Below are 19,222 nucleotides of genomic sequence, written 5' to 3'. Positions count from 1 at the left end.
CATCCTCCTAAACTAAGACCAAGCTGATTCCAGGAATAAATGTAATCAGTAATAGAGCGACAATAAACATAATAATCATAGGCAGAGCCTTTGCTGCAATGTCAACAACAGGCACATCTGTTAAGGAGCTTGCAACGAAGAGGTTAACACCAATTGGTGGTGTGACGAAGCCAATAGCAAGATTAACAACCATCATAATACCAAAGTGAACAGGGTTCATTCCAACTGCGGTAACGATTGGCAGAAGGATTGGTGAAAGTATGAGGATTGCTGGTGTTGTATCCATAACCATTCCAACCAGAAGAAGGAACAGATTAATTACTAGAAGCAGGACAATCTTGTTGGTGAAGTTGTCAAGGATGTAGGCACTAACTGTCTGTGGCACCTGCATAAGAGTAAGCACTCTTGAGAAGGCTGTTGATGCTGCCAGAATAAAAAGGATTGGCGCATAGGTCTTCATAGCCTCTACAAAAATGTTCCAAATATCTCTGAAGCGGATTGTTTTGTAGATGAAAAGGCTGACGATAAGCGCATAAAAAACTGAAATAACAGCGGCCTCTGTAGGAGAGGCAATTCCGGCATAAATGCAGCCAAGTACGATTACGGGGCTAAGGATAGCAAAGAAGCTTTCCTTAAATATTGTGCCAAAGCCCTTTGCGTGAAGAGCATCTATTTCTGCGTTAATCTTTTCCTTATCCTCGCCCTCGATTTTGCAGTGAAAATAAGCATAGGCCATAAGCAATAAACTTATTAAAAGACCTGGAATAATTCCTGCGATAAACAAATCGCTAACAGACTGTCCAGATGCCATTGCGTACATGATAAATGGAATACTTGGAGGAATAATAACTCCAAGTCCGCCTGCAACTGCAACGATGGCGGTGGAGAACTTCTTGTCGTATCCCATTTCAAGAAGAAGTGGGATAGTCATAGAACCAACGGCTGCAACGGTAGCAGGAGCGGAGCCTGAAATAGCACCGTAGAACAGGCAGGTGATAATAACCGCGCAAGGCACGCCGGCAGTTTTCTTTCCAATGAAGTATGAGAAAACATCAAAAAGCTTCTTTGAAATTTGACCATGAGCCATGATGATTCCAGAAAGGACAAACATTGGTACAGCCAAAAGTGGGAAGCTGTCGATACCGCCAACCATTGAGCGGATAACATAGCTTGCGCTGGCTGTAAATGATGGATCAAAGGCGCCAGGCAACACTGCAACTATTCCAAGGGAGATAGAAACAGGTATGGCAATAATCAGGCATATAGCAAATAAGATAAGTACGGTTAATGCACTCATTTCTACTTTCTCCCTTCTTCAGATTCTGCGTTTTCAAGTATTTCTTTATTAAAATTCTCCTGTGAAAGGAGAGAGTTCATTTCGATTTTATGCTTTTCGCGCTCCTCAATTTGCTTGAGATGAGAAGGCCAGGTTTTTAATTCTTCGCGATAAATAACGTTGTGCCATTCAAGGAACCATCTTTCGAGGATTCTGATGGCGCAAAGTGTAAAGCACACAAGAGGTGCTGACTGCACAAAGTACATAGGAATACCGCAGGCAGGAGATACCTGTCCGCTTTCAATCGTTGAGATAAGATAACGATATGCGAAAGGAATGAGATATACAAAAAATACAAACTCGATTGTAAGGTTTAGTACCTTAAATAAAGCCTTTCCTCTTGGCTGAAAAGCACGGATAAACTGGTCGATTTTGATTGAGATACATTTCTTGGTGCAAAGACTTACAGAAAAAAATGCAGACCAGATAAAAAGATAACGGGTGATTTCTTCAGACCATGAGAGAGAAGCTCCTAGAATATAGCGACAGAAGATTTGGATGCCCATGATAATGCTCATAGCAATGAGAAGAACAACCATGATAAACTCTTCGAGATATTCGTCAATAAAGAAAAAGATACGTTTCATGTGATTCCAAGTCCCCTTATATTCAAAAGGGCAACTTGTGCATTTACACAAATTGCCCTATAAATGCTTAATGATTACATTGACTCATGTATAAGATTAAGTATTGTTGAAAGATCAGAAGCGTTCATCTGACCTGGAGCAGAAGCCTTTCCAACAGCACCAAAAGTAAGTGCTGAACCGAAAGCTTCGCCACAAAGACGGCTTACAAGACCTGTGCCAGCCATTGACATTGTAATGATTGGACGGTCTGCATAGTTATCAGCCATTTCCTGTGTCGCGCTAAGGAGTGTAACAACATCCTTGCGGCAGGTAGGCATAACAGCAATCTTTGGAATATCAGCTCCAAGCTCCTGCATCTTGCGAAGTCTTGAAACGATATCGTCCTTGTCAGGTGTCTTATCAAAATCGTGATTTGAAGCAACAACCTTAACGTTATTCTTGTGAGCCTCAGCAACGATATCCTTAACGATATCATCACCTGTGAAGACCTCAACGTCTACTAAATCAACAAGACCAGTAGCAGCAGCCTTCTTATTAAGTTCAGCGTAAACGTTCTTCTCGATAGACTTCTCGCCGCCCTCGTTTGAGGTTCTGAAAGTGAAGAGGAGAGGAGTGTCACCTAAAGCAACTCTAAGGTCCTTAAGAACGTCCTCAACCTTGTCAAATTCGAATACGCCGTCGAACCAGTCAACACGCCATTCAACAACGTCGTGAGCAACTCCATTGAAGGAATTTGCTGCAGCAAGGATATCTTCCTTTGTCTTAGCAACGATAGGTACGCAAATCTTTGGAACGCCCTCGCCAAGTACTACATTTCTAATTTTAACTGTATTCATAATTGTTTCCTCTAATTAGTAAGTTTATGAATTAGCTTCTACCATCTTAGTATATCTTAAGTTTACGAAGATACCAAGAGCAACACCGATAGCTGTAAGAACAATGTTCATAACCATAACGCCTGAAGGTGTCATAGCTGAAGCAGCTGTAAGGATAGTGTAGTTGCAAAGTGATGAAGCAATCATAACAAGTGCTGTAACGGTACCCTTGATTTTAGGGAAGAGCATGTTACATACAGATGTTGCAATCTGAAGAAGTCCGCCTGCTCCGGCCCAACCGATAGCGAATGCTGCAACCTTCATCATGCCCTGTGATGGAGCCATAAGAACAAGAATCAAAGTAGCAAGACAAATAATTGGGTAAACTACGATGAAACGAACATCCTTGATCTTGCGTGTAAGGATAGATGTAACAATAAGAGCAAGGATTGTACCTGTTGAGTAGAAGGTCTGCATGATTGAAGGATCTTCCCAACCAACATTTGTCTTAGCATAGTTCTGTGCACAGTTAAGCCATAACTGGAATGTACCTGTACATGTGAAACCAATAAGAATCATCGCAATTGACTCGATAGAGAAGTGAGTCTTCTTTAAGCTTGCGATAAGTCCTTCCTTCTTTTCAGCTGCAGCTGCATCTGAATCTGGAAGTGGAAGGATGAAAATAAGTACTACTAAGATAATGTAGCCAATACCACAGATATAGAAAAGTCTGTTGTAGCTTACTAAACCAGCAGCATTTGTTGCAACTGTCATTCCAAGGAAGAATGGAAGAAGCATCTGTGAGATTGCGATAAAGAACTTGATTCCCATTGTAGCAATACCAGGAGCATCGCTGATAATTTCAGCAACAGCTGGGTAAATACCAGTATCAAGGAATGAGTTTGCAATACCACCAACGATAGCGCAGATGTAAGCAATCTGATAACCGCCGTTTGTACCAGCATTGAATGCGAGTGCAAGACCGATAACATAGATTGCGTAAGAGCAACCACCGATAACTACAGAAATGCGACGACCAAGCTTATCTGAAAGAGGTCCGGCAAAAGGAAGTGCGATAAGTCTTCCAAGACCAAGTGCAGCTGAAATAGCTGTGATTGACATTACCTCAACGCCCCAGCTAGTAGCAAGAGCCTCTTTGATAACTGATTGTCCAAGGATTGAGCAGCCTACTCCATGAATAAAATAGTTCAAATAGAGAATTAAAGCTGCAGGATAATATTTTGCTTTTGAATTAGTTCCCATGAGATTTCCTTTCATTATTAAAAATGGAATCAACTATGATTACTCGTACTTAATTCCAAGTACTTCCTTCATATGCTCGATTGGCATATCCTGGCCTGTCCAAAGCTTGAAGCCAGCAGCACCCTGGAAGAGCATCATACCAAGACCGTTCATCTTCTTACAGCCAACTTCCTCAGCCATCTCTAAGAACTTTGTCTTAGCTGGTGCGTAAACTGTATCAGTAACGATAAGGTCTGGACGAAGATAAGAAGTATCTGGAAGCCATGTCTGACCCTCGAGAGGCTTCATGCCCATACCTGTTGCGTTTGCAAGAAGGTAGCTGTCTGCGATTTCGCGTCTGAGAGCTTCTTTATCTGCAAGATCGTAAAGAGTTGCCTTACAATCTGTTCTGTCATTGATCTTGTCAACTGTTTCCTGTGCCTTGTCCCAGAATGCATCCTTGATGTTGAAGATAGATAATTCTTTAACACCATCAAGAGCAGCCTGAATCTGGATAGCTGTACCAGCACCACCGCAACCTACGATAGTCATTTTCTTTCCGATTACATCGATATCATAATCCTTAAGTGACTGCATGTAACCAATACCATCTGTGATGTGACCTGTAAGAACACCATTCTCATTTGTGATAGTGTTTACAGCGCCGCAAAGCTCAGCTGCAGGAGAGAGCTTGTCAAGATACTGTCCAACAACAGTCTTGTTTGGCATTGATACGTTTGAGCCAACAAGCTTAAGTGCGCGGATACCCTTAACTGCATCCTCAAGTGTGCTGTTGTCTACCTCAAATGCAAGATATGCATAGTCGAGACCGAGATAAGCAAATGCCTCGTTGTGCATAGCTGGTGAGCTTGAGTGTCTGATTGGATAGGCCATAAGACCGATGAGTTCGGTGTGGCCAGTGATTCTTTCTGCCATTATTCATTTCCTCCAAAAGTGTTTATTAAGAATTTGCTTTTTAACAGTGCCCGCTAGTTAAATTGTTAAATTCTTAACAGTCTCTATGTATATTATTGTAAAGGTATTAATAGAAAACTTCCAATACTTATATTGCGTGAAATTGATAGCATAAATGTACTGATTATGGTAATATTACCTATATAGAGTAATCGGTTTGTGAACAGATTGTGCATTTTTATGAATAAAATGTGATTCCTTCTATGATAAAGGGATACAATAAAGGGATACGAAAGGAGTTGGAATGACACTTAATCAGCTTACTTACTTTTATGAGGCAGCAAAGCTTCAGCATTTCAACCAGGCGGCTGAGAAGCTTCATATTTCGGAGCCATCCTTGAGCCGTTCTATTGCGTCGCTTGAGAGTGAGCTTGGGGTTGTATTGTTTGAAAAGACAGGTAGAAATGTTGTGCTTACAAAGACTGGAGATATTTTCTTTGAGCACGTTGACAAGATTTTGCGTGAGGTGAATCAGTGCGATAGAAAGATGCACCAGCTTTCAGGCTCAGGTGGTCATATTGATCTTGCCTATGTTGCACCTCTTGCAGGTTCATTTATTCCAAATATGTGTAGAGCTTTCCTATTAGAAGATAAGAACCATTCGGTTACTTTTAATTTTCATCAGGATATAACCTCTAAAAATATAGAAGGATTAAAGGCAGGAAATTACGATATTATCTTTGGCTCTTTTGTAAAGGATGAGCCGAATATCAAGTTTATCCCTGTTATGCAACAGGAACTTGTGGTTATTATGCCAAAGGGACATCCGTTGGAGCAGTATGAGCTCATCGATGCGAAAGCATTTGCACAGTATCCTGTTTTGGGGTATACAAGAAATTCTGGATTGGGACGTCTTACAAGAGATTTCTTTACTCATAATGATGTGGAACCAAATTTTATATGCGAATCGCCAGACGAAAATGGAATAGCATCACTGGTGGCGGCAGACTTCGGAATTGCCCTTGTTGCAGACGTTACTTCTATACATAGAGATGATGTTTCTATAAGGAAGCTCGCAACGGAACAGTACATTTCACACACTGTTTACATGGCATATATGAAGGGAAGATACCAAATGCCGGCGGTTCAGCGTATGATAGATTTTATATTAGTACATTCAATGCATTGATGATTTACAAAAAATGTATTGGATTTATATGTTAAAGCGGGATTATACTTTCCTTAAGGAAAAGCATGCCCGCTTTTGTTTTTTAAATTCTGAATAGCTCTACATAAATAATTGTTTATTTAATAGGAGCGTCTAATATGAGAAATAAGTATCCACACATTTTTGAACCACTCACAATCCGTCGTATGACACTGAAGAATCGTATCATGATGACACCAATGGGAACAAACTATGGTGATCAGAATGGTGAGATGACTTTCGTGCATATCGATTATTATGAGCAGCGTGCCAAGGGCGGCACAGGTCTTTTAATGGTAGAGAATGCCAGTGTATTCTCACCACAGGGTTCAAATGGTACAACCCAGCTTAGAATTGATCATGATAATTACATCCCACGTTTATGGTATTTTACTGAGAGAATGCACAAACATGGTGCTTGCGTAGGTATTCAGATTAACCATGCAGGTGCATCTGCTGTTTCTGCTCGTACAGGAATGCAGCCAGTTTCTGCATCAGATATCCCTTCAAAGGCTGGCGGAGAGATTCCACGTCCACTTGAGAAGGAAGAGATTTATGAAATCGTAAAGAAGTATGGTGAGGCTGCAAAGCGTGCTCAGACTGCAGGTTTTGACTGTGTTGAGATTCATGCAGGTCATTCATACCTTCTTAGCCAGTTCCTTTCACCTACAACTAATAAGCGTACTGATGAGTTCGGCGGCTCTGCTGAAAACCGTGCTCGTTTTGCAAAGCTTGTTATCGAAGAGGTAAGAAAGCAGGTAGGACCATTCTTCCCAATCTTCGTTCGTATTTCTGCAGAAGAGTTTATGGAAGGTGGCAATACACTTGAGGATACACTTGATTATCTTCAGTATTTCCAGGAAGAGGTTGATGTATTTGATGTTTCAGCTGGTCTTAATGGCTCTATCCAGTACCAGATTGATGCAAACTATCTTCCAGATGGATGGAGATCATACATGGCAAAGGCTGTTAAGGAAAAGTATGGCAAGCCATGTGTAACAATGGGGAATATTCGTGATCCTAAGGTCGCTGAGGAAATCCTTGAAAAGGGTGAAGCAGATCTTATCGGTATGGGTCGTGGACTTATCGCAGATCCAGCTTGGGTAAACAAGGTAGAGTTTAATAGAGAAGACGAGCTTAGAAAGTGTATCTCATGTAACGTAGGTTGTGCTGGCCACAGAATTGGTCTTAACATTCCAATCAGATGTACAGTTAATCCTGCAGTTAATGCAAATGATGAGTACTATAAGAGAAAGATTAACAAGCCATGCAACGTTGTTGTAGTAGGTGGTGGTACTGCTGGTCTTGAGGCTGCATGTACAGCAGCAGAGGTTGGATGTACAACATTCCTTCTCGAGAAGAAGAGTGAGCTCGGTGGTCTTTCTGTACAGATTTCAAAGATTCCTGATAAGAAGAGACTTGCAGACTTCCCTACATATATGATTAATCGTGCTAGAAAGCTTAAGAATCTTTTCATCTTTACAAATAATGATACAACAGTAGAGCAGGTTAAGGGATTCAAGCCTGATATCATTGTAAATGCAACAGGTTCAAACCCAACACTTCCTCCAATCACAGGTCTTATGGATCTTGTTGATAAGGATGATTCAAATGTTGCTACAGTTATCAAGATGATTGAGAGAATCAATGATTACCCAGAGGATATGAAGGGTAAGAAGGTTGCTGTAGTTGGTGGTGGCGCCGTAGGTCTTGATGTAATGGAATTCTTTACAGAGAGAGGTTGCGAGGTTACTATCATCGAGATGCTTCCAATCATTGGTAATGGTCTTGATCCTATTACAAAGTGCGATACAGCTGCAAAGATGAAGAAGTACAATGTTCGTCAGATGACAAACACAGCTCTTCAGGAGGTTTGCAACGACAAGTTTATCGTTAAGACTCCAGAGGGCAACATCGAGAACATTGACTTCGATTATGGTTTCGTATGCCTTGGTATGAGAGCTAACACACCTATCATCAATGACCTTGAGGAGGCATTTGCTGATACAGATGTTGAGATTTACAACATTGGTGATTCTAAACGCGCACGTCGTATCATAGAGGGTACAGAAGAGGGACGTGATATCATCAAGGTTCTTGAGAGACATGACTTTCTTTAAGATTTAGTCTAAAATAATTGCAGACAGGTTGAAATTTTAGGTTTCAATCTGTCTGTTTTTTTGTTAATATTAGTGTTACAATTTAAAGTACTAAAGTGATTAGAAAATAGAAGTGTCTTGCACTTCAAGAACCAGATTAAAAGGAGAAGATGTAATGGACCAGCTTAAAATACTACGTGAACACCTACGTCAAAATGATGAGATAATTCTTAATGCTCTTCTGATGAGAAATAGCATCGTTGAGGAGATTATGGCATATAAGGAGGCTAAGGGCCTTCAGATTCTTCAGCCTGAGCAGGATGAGAAGAGGGATAAATGGCTTTCAGAAAGGCTTGAGGGAAAGCGTCACGGCAAGGAAGTACAGAATGTTTTTAAGAGTATTGTAGAAAATTCAAAGAGAATTCAGGCGCGTCACCTGTTCAATTACAATATTGTACTGATTGGTTTTATGGGGGCAGGCAAGACTACAATTTCAGACTTCCTAAGCACCTGTTTTGCCATGGATGTTGTTGAGATGGATCAGGTTATTTCCGACAGAGAGGGGATGAGCATTTCAGACATTTTTGAAGTGTACGGCGAGGAGCATTTCAGAAATGCGGAGACTAATCTTCTGAAGGAGATGCAGACTAAACACAATGTAGTTATTTCCTGCGGCGGTGGTACTCCAATGAGAGAGTGCAATGTGGTTGAGATGAAGAAGAACGGACGAGTTGTACTTCTTACAGCAAAGCCAGAGACTATTCTTGAAAGAGTAAAGGACAGCCATGACAGACCTCTTATTGAGAATAATAAGAATGTTGAATTTATTGAGGAGCTGATGCTGAAGCGTCGTGAGAAATATGTAGCAGCTGCTGATATTATCATAGAAACAGATAATAAGACAGAATTGGAAATATGCGAGGAGCTTGTAAATGCTCTTTTGAAATTTGATGCTGAAAACAAATAAAAACAGGGAACAGATATAGGGAAGAAAAGCCTGGGACATATCCTAAATAGGATAGGCCTCAGGCTTTCTGTTTTTGAAAACAACATATTCATTGAAACCGCAGTCCTTCATGAAATCTGGAAGGAAATCAAAATCAGCGGCTATATCTTCAGGCTTGTGAGCATCTGCACCGAGGGTGATAAGCTTGCCACCAAGCTCTTTGTAGCGCTTTACAATATCCTTGTGAGGGTTTGGATAATTCATTCCCTTTCGAAGACCGGAGGTGTTTATTTCCAACGCTTTATCTTTCTTGATAATGTGCTTTAGAATTTCATCGACAATATCTTTATAGGGTTCGTAGGAATTGTTCTTTACATCCGTATTCTTGGCGTAGCGGAAAGCGTAGTCCAAATGCCCGACAGTATCGAAATTGTTGAACCTGGTAATATTTTCGTAAACACACTCGTAGTATCTTTTCATCAAGTTAGCAGGAGTGATTCCTTCCCAACTGGATTCAAAATAAGGGTCAAGTTTATCAATCAGATGAGTGCTTCCTATAATAAAATCATAAGGATGGTCTGAAACAATTTTCTCGTTCTCGTCTCTTGCCCATGGCTGAAGTCCAACCTCAAGCCCTGTAAGAACAGTAAAATCCTCATCGGAATTTTCAATTGCAAGCTTATGATGAGTAGGATAGTAGTTTCCTAAATCTAAATCGAAGAAACCGTATTCCTCCGGATAACCTAAATCTAAATGGTCAGTAAAAGTAATTCCTCTAAGACCTTTCGCCTTTGCAGCCTTTATCATATCGATTGGCGCTGCGTCAGAGTCTCCGGAAAAGTTCGTGTGCATGTGATTATCCCAAAACATTTCTAAGATTCCTTTCTGAATAATATGACTTGTCTGAAATTAGCCATTATTTTAACACAACAAAAAGGGTAAAACTAGCGAATATATAATAAAATGCACGAGTTTGAGAAAATTTTAACAATATTTGATTTTGGGGTTGAATTTGAAATTGGTTTTGTTTAAAATGTAGTACATACGGGGCGCTTTTTTGAGAGTGCCTCAGAAAAAATTTTTTAAAAGAATCTTTAGGAGGATTTAAAAATGGCAGTAAGAGTAGCAATCAACGGTTTTGGCCGTATCGGACGTCTTGCATTCCGTCAGATGTTCGGCGCAGAAGGTTACGAAGTAGTAGCAATCAACGACTTAACTAGCCCAAAGATGTTAGCACATCTTTTAAAGTATGATTCATCACAGGGAAAGTACGAGCATGCAGATGAGGTTTCATGCACAGACGATTCAATCATCGTTTGCGGTAAGGAAATCAAAATCTACGCATTCCCAGATGCAAACAATTGCCCATGGGGTGAGCTTAAGGTTGATGTAGTTCTTGAGTGCTCAGGATTCTACACATCAAAGGAAAAGGCACAGGCTCATATCAATGCAGGTGCTAGAAAGGTTGTTATTTCTGCCCCAGCAGGAAACGATCTTCCTACAATCGTTTACAATACAAACCATGAGACACTTAAGGCTTCTGATACAATCATTTCAGCAGCTTCATGTACAACAAACTGCTTAGCACCTATGGCTGACGCACTTAACAAGTACGCTCCAATCCAGTCTGGTATCATGGTAACAATCCACGCTTACACAGGTGATCAGATGACACTTGATGGCCCACAGAGAAAGGGTGATCTTCGTCGTTCACGTGCAGCAGCAGTTAACATCGTTCCTAACTCAACAGGTGCAGCAAAGGCTATCGGTCTTGTTATCCCAGAGCTTAACGGAAAGCTTATCGGATCTGCTCAGCGTGTTCCTACACCAACAGGTTCTACAACAATCCTTACAGCAGTTGTAAACAAGGCTGATGTTACAGTTGAGGGTATCAACGCAGCTATGAAGGCAGCAGCTAACGAGTCATTCGGTTACAACGAGGATGAAATCGTTTCTTCAGATATCGTAGGTATGAGATTTGGTTCTCTCTTCGATGCTACACAGACAATGGTTTCTAAGGTTTCTGATGATCAGTACGAGGTACAGGTTGTTTCTTGGTATGATAACGAGAACAGCTACACATCTCAGATGGTACGTACAATCAAGTACTTCTCAGAGTTAGCTTAATTCGTCTATCGAATTTAACGACTTTTTTAGGGGTCCGGTCCTTATGGACCGAACCCCTTTTTATTTTAGATATTTAAGTGAGCTAGTAGGTAACAAGCTTGCAATGAGTCGGTAGCCATCAAGCTCATAGGTATCTCAAGCGAAACATGTCGTTGAGCGGAGATATCTATGGCTTGTAGGCGTAACCGACGGATTCTAAGGCTTGTGACCGTAACTGGCGGACTTGGATTTATTAAGGAGGAATAGAATAATGGCATTAAACAAGAAGACAGTTGATGACATCAACGTAAAGGGCCGTCGCGTTCTTGTTCGTTGTGATTTCAACGTACCACTTAAGGCTGGCGAGATTACAGATGATACTCGTATCCGTGCAGCTCTTCCAACAATCCAGAAGCTTATTGCTGATGGTGGAAAGGTTATCCTTTGCTCACACCTTGGAAAGGTTAAGAATGGTCCTAACGAGGGCGAGTCACTTGCTCCAGTAGCAAAGCGTCTTTCTGAGAAGCTTGGCAAGGAAGTTACATTCGTAGCTGATTACAACGTAACAGGCGAGGCTGCTACAAAGGCAGTTGAGGCTATGAACGAGGGAGATGTAGTTCTTCTTCAGAATACTCGTTTCCGTGGCGAGGAAGAGACAAAGAACGGTGAGGCTTTCTCTAAGGAGCTTGCTGATCTTGCTGATGATTATGTATGTGACGCTTTTGGTTCATCACACAGAGCACACGCTTCTGTAGCTGGTGTTACAAAGTTCATCACAGCTAAGGGTGGTTCTAACGTAGTTGGATACCTTATGCAGAAGGAAATCGACTTCCTTGGCAACGCTGTTGAGAATCCAGTACGTCCATTCGTAGCAATTCTTGGTGGTGCAAAGGTAGCTGATAAGCTCAACGTTATCAACAACCTTCTTGAGAAGTGTGACACACTCATCATCGGTGGTGGTATGTCTTACACATTCCAGAAGGCTATGGGATACGAAATCGGTACATCACTTTGCGATGATTCTAAGCTTGATTACTGCAAGGAGATGCTTGAGAAGGCAAAGAGCATGGGTAAGGAAATCCTTCTTCCACTCGATGCTGTAACAATCGCTGAGTTCCCAGATCCAATCGATGCTCCAGTAGAGTGCATTACATACGATACAGAGAACATGCCAGCTGACAGAGAGGGTTGCGATATCGGACCTAAGACAGTTGCTCTTTTCTCTGAGAAGGTTAAGACAGCTAAGACAGTTCTTTGGAACGGACCAATGGGTCTTTTCGAGAACCCAGCACTTGCTGTAGGTACAGAGGCAGTTGCTAAGGCACTTGCTGAGACAGATGCTACAACAATCATCGGTGGTGGTGATTCGGCAGCAGCTGTTAACCAGATGGGATTCGCTGACAAGATGAGTCACATCTCTACAGGTGGTGGAGCTTCTCTTGAGTTCCTTGAGGGTAAGGAGCTTCCAGGCGTTTACGCAGCAGACGACAAATAAAAATCCGTATTTTGCTTGATTACTGCGTTAGCAAATGTCTCGCAGTACATAGTACAGCGTCGCATTTGCTGCCTTGTACTAAAGCAAAATCCAAATTTTTAAAATAATACTTAAAGTAGCCTAGTCCCGAAGGAATAAAACATACTCATATCAGACCTTGATGAGCCGTCCCTACTTAGATGGCACGAAGTGGCATCTTATGTAGGGCAACGAGCGAATAAGAGCGAAAGCGTGTCTGATAGAGTGTGTGTTATTCAGAAGGGGATAGGCGAGAAAAGAGGTAAATTATGGCAAGAAGAAGAATTATTGCCGGCAACTGGAAGATGAATATGACACCTTCTGAGGCTGTAAAGCTTGTTGCTGAGCTTAAGGATTTAGTAAAGAACGATGATGTAGACGTAGTTTACTGCGTACCTGCAATCGACATCGTTCCTGTAGTAGAGGCTGTTAAGGGCACAAACGTAAACGTTGGTGCTGAGAACTTCTACATCGAGGATAAGGGTGCTTTCACAGGCGAGATTTCAGCTCCTATGCTTGTAGACGCTGGTGTTAAGTACGTTATCATGGGACACTCAGAGAGAAGAGATATCTTCGGTGAGAACGATATCCTTATCAATGCAAAGGTTAAGAAGGCATTCGCTGCTGGTCTTACACCAATTCTTTGCTGTGGTGAGTCTCTTGCACTTCGCAAGGCTGACACATACAAGGAGTGGATCGAGCGTCAGATCACTTGGGATCTTTCAGGTGTTACAGCTGACCAGGTAAAGAACCTTGTTATCGCTTACGAGCCAATCTGGGCTATCGGTACAGGTGAGACAGCTACAGCTGATCAGGCTGAAGAGGTTTGCGCATTCATCCGTGAGCTTATCGCTAAGCTTTATGATGATGCTACAGCAGAGGCTGTTCGTATTCAGTACGGCGGATCTATGAACGCTTCAAACGCTGCTGAGCTTCTTAGCAAGCCAAACATCGATGGCGGTCTTATCGGTGGTGCTTCACTTAAGCCAGACTTTGGTAAGATTGTTAACGCTTAATATTCTGTGGGTTTTATTAATGACTTTGTTAAAATTGTCAATTATAAGTAAGAAAAACTCCTAAAGTTTTACATGCGCACCAGTTATCTGGTGCGCTATTTTTATTTTATTTGCCATATTTTTATGATATAATTTGCGCTGATGGACTGAGTTATACCATCGAAATTGGAGGTATTATGAAACGAAATTTTCGTTTGATTTTATTAATAGCCGCATCAGCAGTAGTTTTTATGGGTTGTTCTAAGGAAATGGAAGAAAAGACTGAGGAGGAACAGGCCACTACTGAGCAGGTTGCATTTGATGATGTGAAGGTTGAGGACTATACAATCCTTTCTTACAGCGAGCTAGAGGTTCTTGCCTACGAGGGAGATACTGAAGCTCAGGTTATGCTTGGCCGAAGTCTTGAATATGGCACAGAGGATATCAAGCAGAATTTTTATGAGGCACTTTCCTGGTATCAGATGGCTTCAGATTCCGGAAATGTTGAAGGTACCTGCGCACTTGGTTATTTTTATTTGACAGGTGCAGGTGTGGATGTTGACTTAGATAAAGCGGCAGAGCTTTTTAATACAGCAATTGAGAATGGTTCAGTAAATGCAAAGGTTGGTCTTGCAAGAGTTATGCTTGCCCAGGGAGACTACGAGGCATTGGCTGAGGCTGAGAGTCTTGAGGACACAGCAGATGAGTCATCTGTGAACTCTCAGGAGCAGACTGAGAAAAGCACTGTCCAGGCTGAAACAACAAAGACTGTAACAACAAAGACAGTAGCAACAAAGACAGACTCAGCTAAAACTGAGAAGAAGTCTGATGATAAATCTACAGATTCAGATGAGGAAGCTGAGCCAACAGAGCTGGATCAGATAATTGATCTTCTTACAGTTGCACAGCAGGCTGGTGATTTGGATGGTGGCTATTATCTTGGCTATATCTATGAGAAGGGTATCGGAGTTCTTCAGGACTATAAGAAGGCCTTTGATTACTACAACAGAGTTACAAAGTCTTCAAGCACAGCATTAAACGATAGAGATGCAATTAATCTTTCAAATATTGCCATTGGTCTTATGTATGTTAAGGGCTATGGTGTAGAGGCAAATCCAGAGACTGCACTTGAGTATTTCACCACAGCATCTGACAACAATTCACCTAAGGCCAGCTATTACATCGGTCAGATGTATGAGAATGGCATAGGTGCTGACAAGGATTACGAGAAGGCTATGGAGTTCTATCTTAAGGCAGCGGACCTTAATTATGCTCCTGCATTAAATCAGATTGGTTATCTTTATTACAATGGATATGGCGTAGATGTTGATTTTGCATCTGCTGTTTATTATCAGAAGCTTGCGGCATTACAGGGTTATCCTATTGCGCAGGTAAATTTAGGTTTTCTTTATGAAAACGGATATGGGGTTGAGAGGAATTTGGAGACAGCTTTATCCTACTACGAAATGGCTGCTTCAGCAGGTTATGAAGGGGCGAATGAAGCTGTTGTCCGAGTGATGGCACAGATTAATGAAGAAATGTAAGTTTTGCTTGACTATTTTATTAGCCTTTGCATGCTTGGCAGGGGGCTGCGGAAGAGATTATTCATCAGTTTCTTCAGAGATTGTTAAGGAAAAAGAGAAGGAGCCTGAGCGAATAGAAATTGCCGATTTAGGAGAAGCTTGGGACACAATCTTAAATAACAGTACAAAAGCATTTATTGGTGGGCATCCGGTTGACGAGAATTTTTTATCACTAGTTACAGCGGAATATGGAGATGCAGTCATTCAGGAGATTGCTAGTTACGCTAATTTTGAAACACCGGATATCTGGTATGAGCTCACAGGCAAAAGTATTCATGTTCTTTGGTATGAATACTGTAAAAGTACAGGAATACAGAATTATTCTTTCGATAAAACATATTTATTAGATGAAGAAGTCGATGGTGATATCATTCTTGATTTCACCGGAGATTTGTCTATAGCTGATGGGGTAGCTACAACGGTCTATATGGACCATCAGAAAAATGGTATTATAGATTGTTTTTCTGATAATCTTTTGGGCGAGATGAAATCAGCTGATATCTTGATGGTTAATAATGAATTTGCTTACACTTCCAGAGGTACAGCACTTCAAGGAAAGGCATATACCTTCAGGGGTGCTCCTAGCAGAGTAAATCTACTCTATGAGCTTGGAGTTGATGTTGTAAGCATTGCCAATAATCATGTTTTTGATTATGGTGAGACAGGCTTTCTTGATACACTTGATACTTTAAAATCGGCTGAAATGCCATTTATGGGTGCTGGTGTAACCATAGAGGAAGCGAAGAAGCCAGTCTATTTCATTATAGGCGGCAGGAAAATAGCAATATGCTCTGCGACTCAAATCGAGCGCACACTTAGTTTTACTCAGGAGGCTACTGGCGTTTCACCAGGAGTTCTCAAATGTCTTCATCCTGAAGTCTTTTGCGGAGTGATTCGTGAGGCGAAGCAGAATGCAGACTATGTCATCGTTTTTCCACATTGGGGAACAGAGGGAAATGCCAATTATGGCGGTGACCAGGTGGCACTTGCAAGAAGCTTTGTAGAGGCTGGAGCAGATGTTATAATAGGAGGGCACACACATTGCCTTCAGACTGTGGAATATATGGACGACGTTCCAATTTTCTATAGCCTTGGAAATTATTGGTTTTCAATCACTGGCACAATGCCTGCAGATTACAACACAGGCCTTGCACAGGTTAGAATATCAAAGGATGGAAGTATCAATGCATATTTTCTTCCTTGCAGATTTAGCGCAGGAGTCACAAGCCTGCTTGGCAAAGACGATAAAGCATATAGCGATATCATAGATAGTCTCAACAGTTTATCAAGCTCAGCGCAGATAGACGCTAGGGGACACATTACAAAAAAACAATAGAATAATGAACTAGTAACACTAGGCATTTAAGGAGGAATTACTATGAGTAAGAAACCTGTAGTACTTATGGTTCTCGATGGATACGGAATCAACGAAAATCCAAAGGGAAATGCAATCGCAATGGCAAACACACCTGTTATGGACAAGCTTATGGCTGAGTGTCCATTTGTTCAGGGACAGGCATCTGGTATGTTCGTTGGACTTCCAGACGGTCAGATGGGAAATTCTGAGGTAGGTCACATGAATATCGGCGCAGGCCGTATCATCTACCAGGATCTCACAAGAATCACAAAGGCTATTAGCGATGGCGAGTTCTTCGAGAACAAGGTTTTACTTGAAGCTATCGAAAACTGCAAGAAGAATAATTCAGACATGCACCTTTGGGGTCTTCTTTCAGACGGCGGTGTTCACAGCCATATCGAGCACGTATATGGAATGCTTGAGATGTGCAAGAAGAACGGCCTCGACAAAGTTTTCGTTCATGCTTTCCTTGATGGACGTGATACTCCACCAGCTTCTGGTAAGGATTTCTTAGAGACACTTCAGAAGAAGATGGATGAAATCGGAGTTGGTAAGATTGCATCACTTTCTGGTCGTTACTATGCAATGGATAGAGATAACAACTGGGATCGTGTTCAGAAGGCTTACGATTCATTAGTTAAGGGCGAGGGCGTAAAGGCTACTTCAGTTCCTGAGGCTATGCAGGCTTCTTATGATGATGGAGTTACAGATGAGTTCGTTCTTCCAACAGTTATCACTTACGCTGATGGCACACCTCTTTCAGTAGTGAAGAACGGCGACTCAGTTGTATTCTTCAACTTCCGTCCAGACCGTGCTCGTGAAATTACAAGAGCTTTCTGCGATGACAAGTTCACAGGCTTCGACAGAGAGTTCCTTAATCTTTACTATGCTTGCTTCAAGGATTACGATGAGACAATCCCTAACAAGCACATTGCTTTCGAGAAAGAAAACATTACAAATACATTTGGCGAGTTCTTAGCTAACAATGGATTAAAGCAGCTTAGACTTGCAGAAACAGAAAAATACGCACACGTTACATTCTTCTTCAACGGCGGTGTTGAGGAGCCTAACAAGGATGAGGAAAGAATCCTTGTTAACTCACCAAAGGATGTAGCTACATATGACCTTAAGCCTGAAATGTCGGCACCAGAGGTTGGAGCAAAGCTTGTAGAGGCTATCAAGTCTGACAAGTACGATGTAATCGTAATCAACTTTGCTAACCCAGATATGGTTGGTCATACTGGCGTCATAGAGGCAGCTGTAAAGGCTGTAGAGCGTGTAGACTCACTTGTAGGAGATGCCGTTGAGGCAGTTAAAGAGGTGAACGGAGCATTGTTCATCTGTGCTGACCACGGTAATGCAGATAAGATGATTGATTATGAGACAGGAGAGCCATACACAGCTCACACAACAAATCCTGTTCCATTTATCTTAGTTAACTATGATGAGGCTTATACACTTCGCGAGGGCGGTGCTCTTTGCGATATCGCTCCAACACTTATCGAGATCATGGGTCTCGAGCAGCCAGCGGAGATGACTGGTAAGTCACTTTTAATTAAGAAATAATTGTTTCTCCCCCTTATAGGGGGATGGATAATTAAATAAACTAAATAAAAAGAGAGAGGATTTGATTATGAAACCAATTAAAGAGGGAAAAGTAAGAGAAGTATACGATAATGGGGATAGCATTATCATGGTAGCCACAGATCGTATATCTGCATTCGATGTAATTTTAAAGAATAAGATTGTTAATAAGGGTGCAGTTCTTACCCAGATGTCTAAGTTTTGGTTTGACCTTACTTCAGATATCGTTCCAAATCACATGCTTTCAACTGATGTGAACGAGATGCCTGAATTCTTCAGAAACGAGGAGTACAAGGGCAAGGCTATGATGTGCAAGAAGCTTACAATGCTTCCTATCGAGTGCATCGTTCGCGGTTACATCACAGGATCAGGCTGGGCAAGCTACAAGGAGAACGGCACAGTTTGCGGAATAAAGCTTCCAGCTGGTCTACAGGAATCTGACAAGCTTCCTGAGCCAATCTACACTCCATCAACTAAGGCAGAAATTGGTGATCATGATGAAAATATCTCTTTCGAGCGTTCTATAGAGGTTCTTGAAAAAGAATTCCCAGGCCACGGAGAGGAGTATGCAACAGCTCTTCGTGATAATACAATTGCTCTTTACAAGAAGTGTGCAGATTATGCTCTTACAAAGGGTATTATCATTGCAGATACAAAGTTCGAATTTGGTCTTGATGAGGATGGTAATATCGTTCTTGCTGATGAGATGCTTACACCAGACAGCTCACGCTTCTGGCCACTCGAGGGCTATGAGGCAGGTCACGGTCAGCCATCTTTCGATAAGCAGTTTGTACGTGATTGGCTCAAGGCAAATCCAGAGTCAGATTACCTTCTTCCACAGGATGTAATCGACAAGACTATTGCTAAGTACTTAGAAGCGTATGCACTTCTTACAGGCAAGTCTCTTGAAGTGTAGTTAATATTAAGACTAGCTTTA

General features: G+C 41.6%; 16 protein-coding genes. 10 read left to right on the top strand and 6 right to left on the bottom strand.

Annotated features, from left to right (window positions below):
* Nucleotides 1-7: 7 nt before the first annotated feature.
* The 5 genes from FXF36_RS13945 to FXF36_RS13925 form a co-directional block, all read right to left on the bottom strand.
* Nucleotides 8-1,297, bottom strand: coding sequence for a TRAP transporter large permease (locus FXF36_RS13945; RefSeq protein WP_151625103.1), 1,290 nt, complete (start codon nt 1,295-1,297; stop codon nt 8-10).
* A 2-nt stretch (nt 1,298-1,299) separates the two neighbouring features.
* Entirely contained in the window at nt 1,300-1,923 is a 624-nt protein-coding gene (locus FXF36_RS13940) for a TRAP transporter small permease (protein WP_151625101.1), read from the bottom strand.
* Nucleotides 1,924-1,997: 74 nt separating this feature from the next.
* The gene (gene aroD / locus FXF36_RS13935) at nt 1,998-2,759 is read right to left on the bottom strand and encodes a type I 3-dehydroquinate dehydratase (protein WP_151625099.1); all 762 of its coding nucleotides are present in this window, start codon (nt 2,757-2,759) and stop codon (nt 1,998-2,000) included.
* Between the two features lie 24 nt (nt 2,760-2,783).
* Nucleotides 2,784-4,001 carry an MFS transporter gene (locus tag FXF36_RS13930; protein ID WP_151625097.1) on the bottom strand — a complete coding sequence of 406 codons (1,218 nt, stop codon included), beginning with the start codon at nt 3,999-4,001 and terminating at the stop codon, nt 2,784-2,786.
* Between the two features lie 39 nt (nt 4,002-4,040).
* Complete coding sequence (locus FXF36_RS13925; RefSeq protein WP_151625095.1) at nt 4,041-4,916, bottom strand: shikimate dehydrogenase; 876 nt, start codon at nt 4,914-4,916, stop codon at nt 4,041-4,043.
* Nucleotides 4,917-5,199: 283 nt separating this feature from the next.
* Between FXF36_RS13925 and FXF36_RS13920 the strand changes: the two genes are divergently transcribed.
* From FXF36_RS13920 to FXF36_RS13910, 3 genes are all read left to right on the top strand, one after another.
* Nucleotides 5,200-6,084, top strand: coding sequence for a LysR family transcriptional regulator (locus FXF36_RS13920; protein WP_151625094.1), 885 nt, complete (start codon nt 5,200-5,202; stop codon nt 6,082-6,084).
* Nucleotides 6,085-6,221: 137 nt separating this feature from the next.
* Nucleotides 6,222-8,222, top strand: a complete 2,001-nt coding sequence (locus FXF36_RS13915; protein WP_151625092.1) for an oxidoreductase — start codon at nt 6,222-6,224, stop codon at nt 8,220-8,222.
* A gap of 154 nt (nt 8,223-8,376) precedes the next feature.
* A complete protein-coding gene (locus FXF36_RS13910; protein WP_151625090.1) occupies nt 8,377-9,168 on the top strand; it encodes a shikimate kinase in 792 nt (263 codons plus the stop codon).
* Nucleotides 9,169-9,210: 42 nt separating this feature from the next.
* Here FXF36_RS13910 and FXF36_RS13905 read toward each other — a convergent pair whose 3' ends face one another.
* Complete coding sequence (locus FXF36_RS13905) at nt 9,211-9,999, bottom strand: histidinol-phosphatase HisJ family protein (protein ID WP_243143519.1); 789 nt, start codon at nt 9,997-9,999, stop codon at nt 9,211-9,213.
* A gap of 258 nt (nt 10,000-10,257) precedes the next feature.
* Between FXF36_RS13905 and gap the strand changes: the two genes are divergently transcribed.
* The 7 genes from gap to FXF36_RS13870 all read left to right on the top strand — a co-directional run bounded on the left by gap (nt 10,258) and on the right by FXF36_RS13870 (nt 19,201).
* On the top strand, nt 10,258-11,274 hold the full coding sequence (gap, locus tag FXF36_RS13900; RefSeq protein WP_151625086.1) for a type I glyceraldehyde-3-phosphate dehydrogenase: 1,017 nt from the start codon (nt 10,258-10,260) through the stop codon (nt 11,272-11,274).
* Between the two features lie 250 nt (nt 11,275-11,524).
* Nucleotides 11,525-12,748 (top strand): phosphoglycerate kinase, encoded by a 1,224-nt coding sequence (locus tag FXF36_RS13895; RefSeq protein ID WP_151625083.1) that lies wholly within the window; start codon nt 11,525-11,527, stop codon nt 12,746-12,748.
* 287 nt (nt 12,749-13,035) lie between these two features.
* Nucleotides 13,036-13,782: a triose-phosphate isomerase gene (tpiA, locus tag FXF36_RS13890; RefSeq protein ID WP_151625081.1), complete on the top strand. Its 747-nt coding sequence runs from the start codon at nt 13,036-13,038 to the stop codon at nt 13,780-13,782.
* A gap of 176 nt (nt 13,783-13,958) precedes the next feature.
* The gene (locus FXF36_RS13885) at nt 13,959-15,305 is read left to right on the top strand and encodes a tetratricopeptide repeat protein (RefSeq protein ID WP_151625080.1); all 1,347 of its coding nucleotides are present in this window, start codon (nt 13,959-13,961) and stop codon (nt 15,303-15,305) included.
* Nucleotides 15,292-16,680 carry a CapA family protein gene (locus FXF36_RS13880; protein WP_151625079.1) on the top strand — a complete coding sequence of 463 codons (1,389 nt, stop codon included), beginning with the start codon at nt 15,292-15,294 and terminating at the stop codon, nt 16,678-16,680. The genes FXF36_RS13885 and FXF36_RS13880 overlap by 14 nt, the downstream gene beginning before the upstream one ends.
* Nucleotides 16,681-16,722: 42 nt before the next feature.
* Complete coding sequence (gpmI, locus tag FXF36_RS13875) at nt 16,723-18,267, top strand: 2,3-bisphosphoglycerate-independent phosphoglycerate mutase (RefSeq protein WP_151625078.1); 1,545 nt, start codon at nt 16,723-16,725, stop codon at nt 18,265-18,267.
* Nucleotides 18,268-18,334: 67 nt separating this feature from the next.
* Nucleotides 18,335-19,201, top strand: coding sequence for a phosphoribosylaminoimidazolesuccinocarboxamide synthase (locus FXF36_RS13870; RefSeq protein ID WP_151625076.1), 867 nt, complete (start codon nt 18,335-18,337; stop codon nt 19,199-19,201).
* Nucleotides 19,202-19,222 lie beyond the last annotated feature (21 nt).

The sequence above is a fragment of the Pseudobutyrivibrio xylanivorans genome, assembly GCF_008935055.1.
GTDB classification, from domain to species: domain Bacteria; phylum Bacillota; class Clostridia; order Lachnospirales; family Lachnospiraceae; genus Pseudobutyrivibrio; species Pseudobutyrivibrio xylanivorans_A.
The sequence above is the reverse complement of the archived record's forward strand: the minus strand, read 5'-3'. Positions and strand labels throughout refer to the sequence as shown.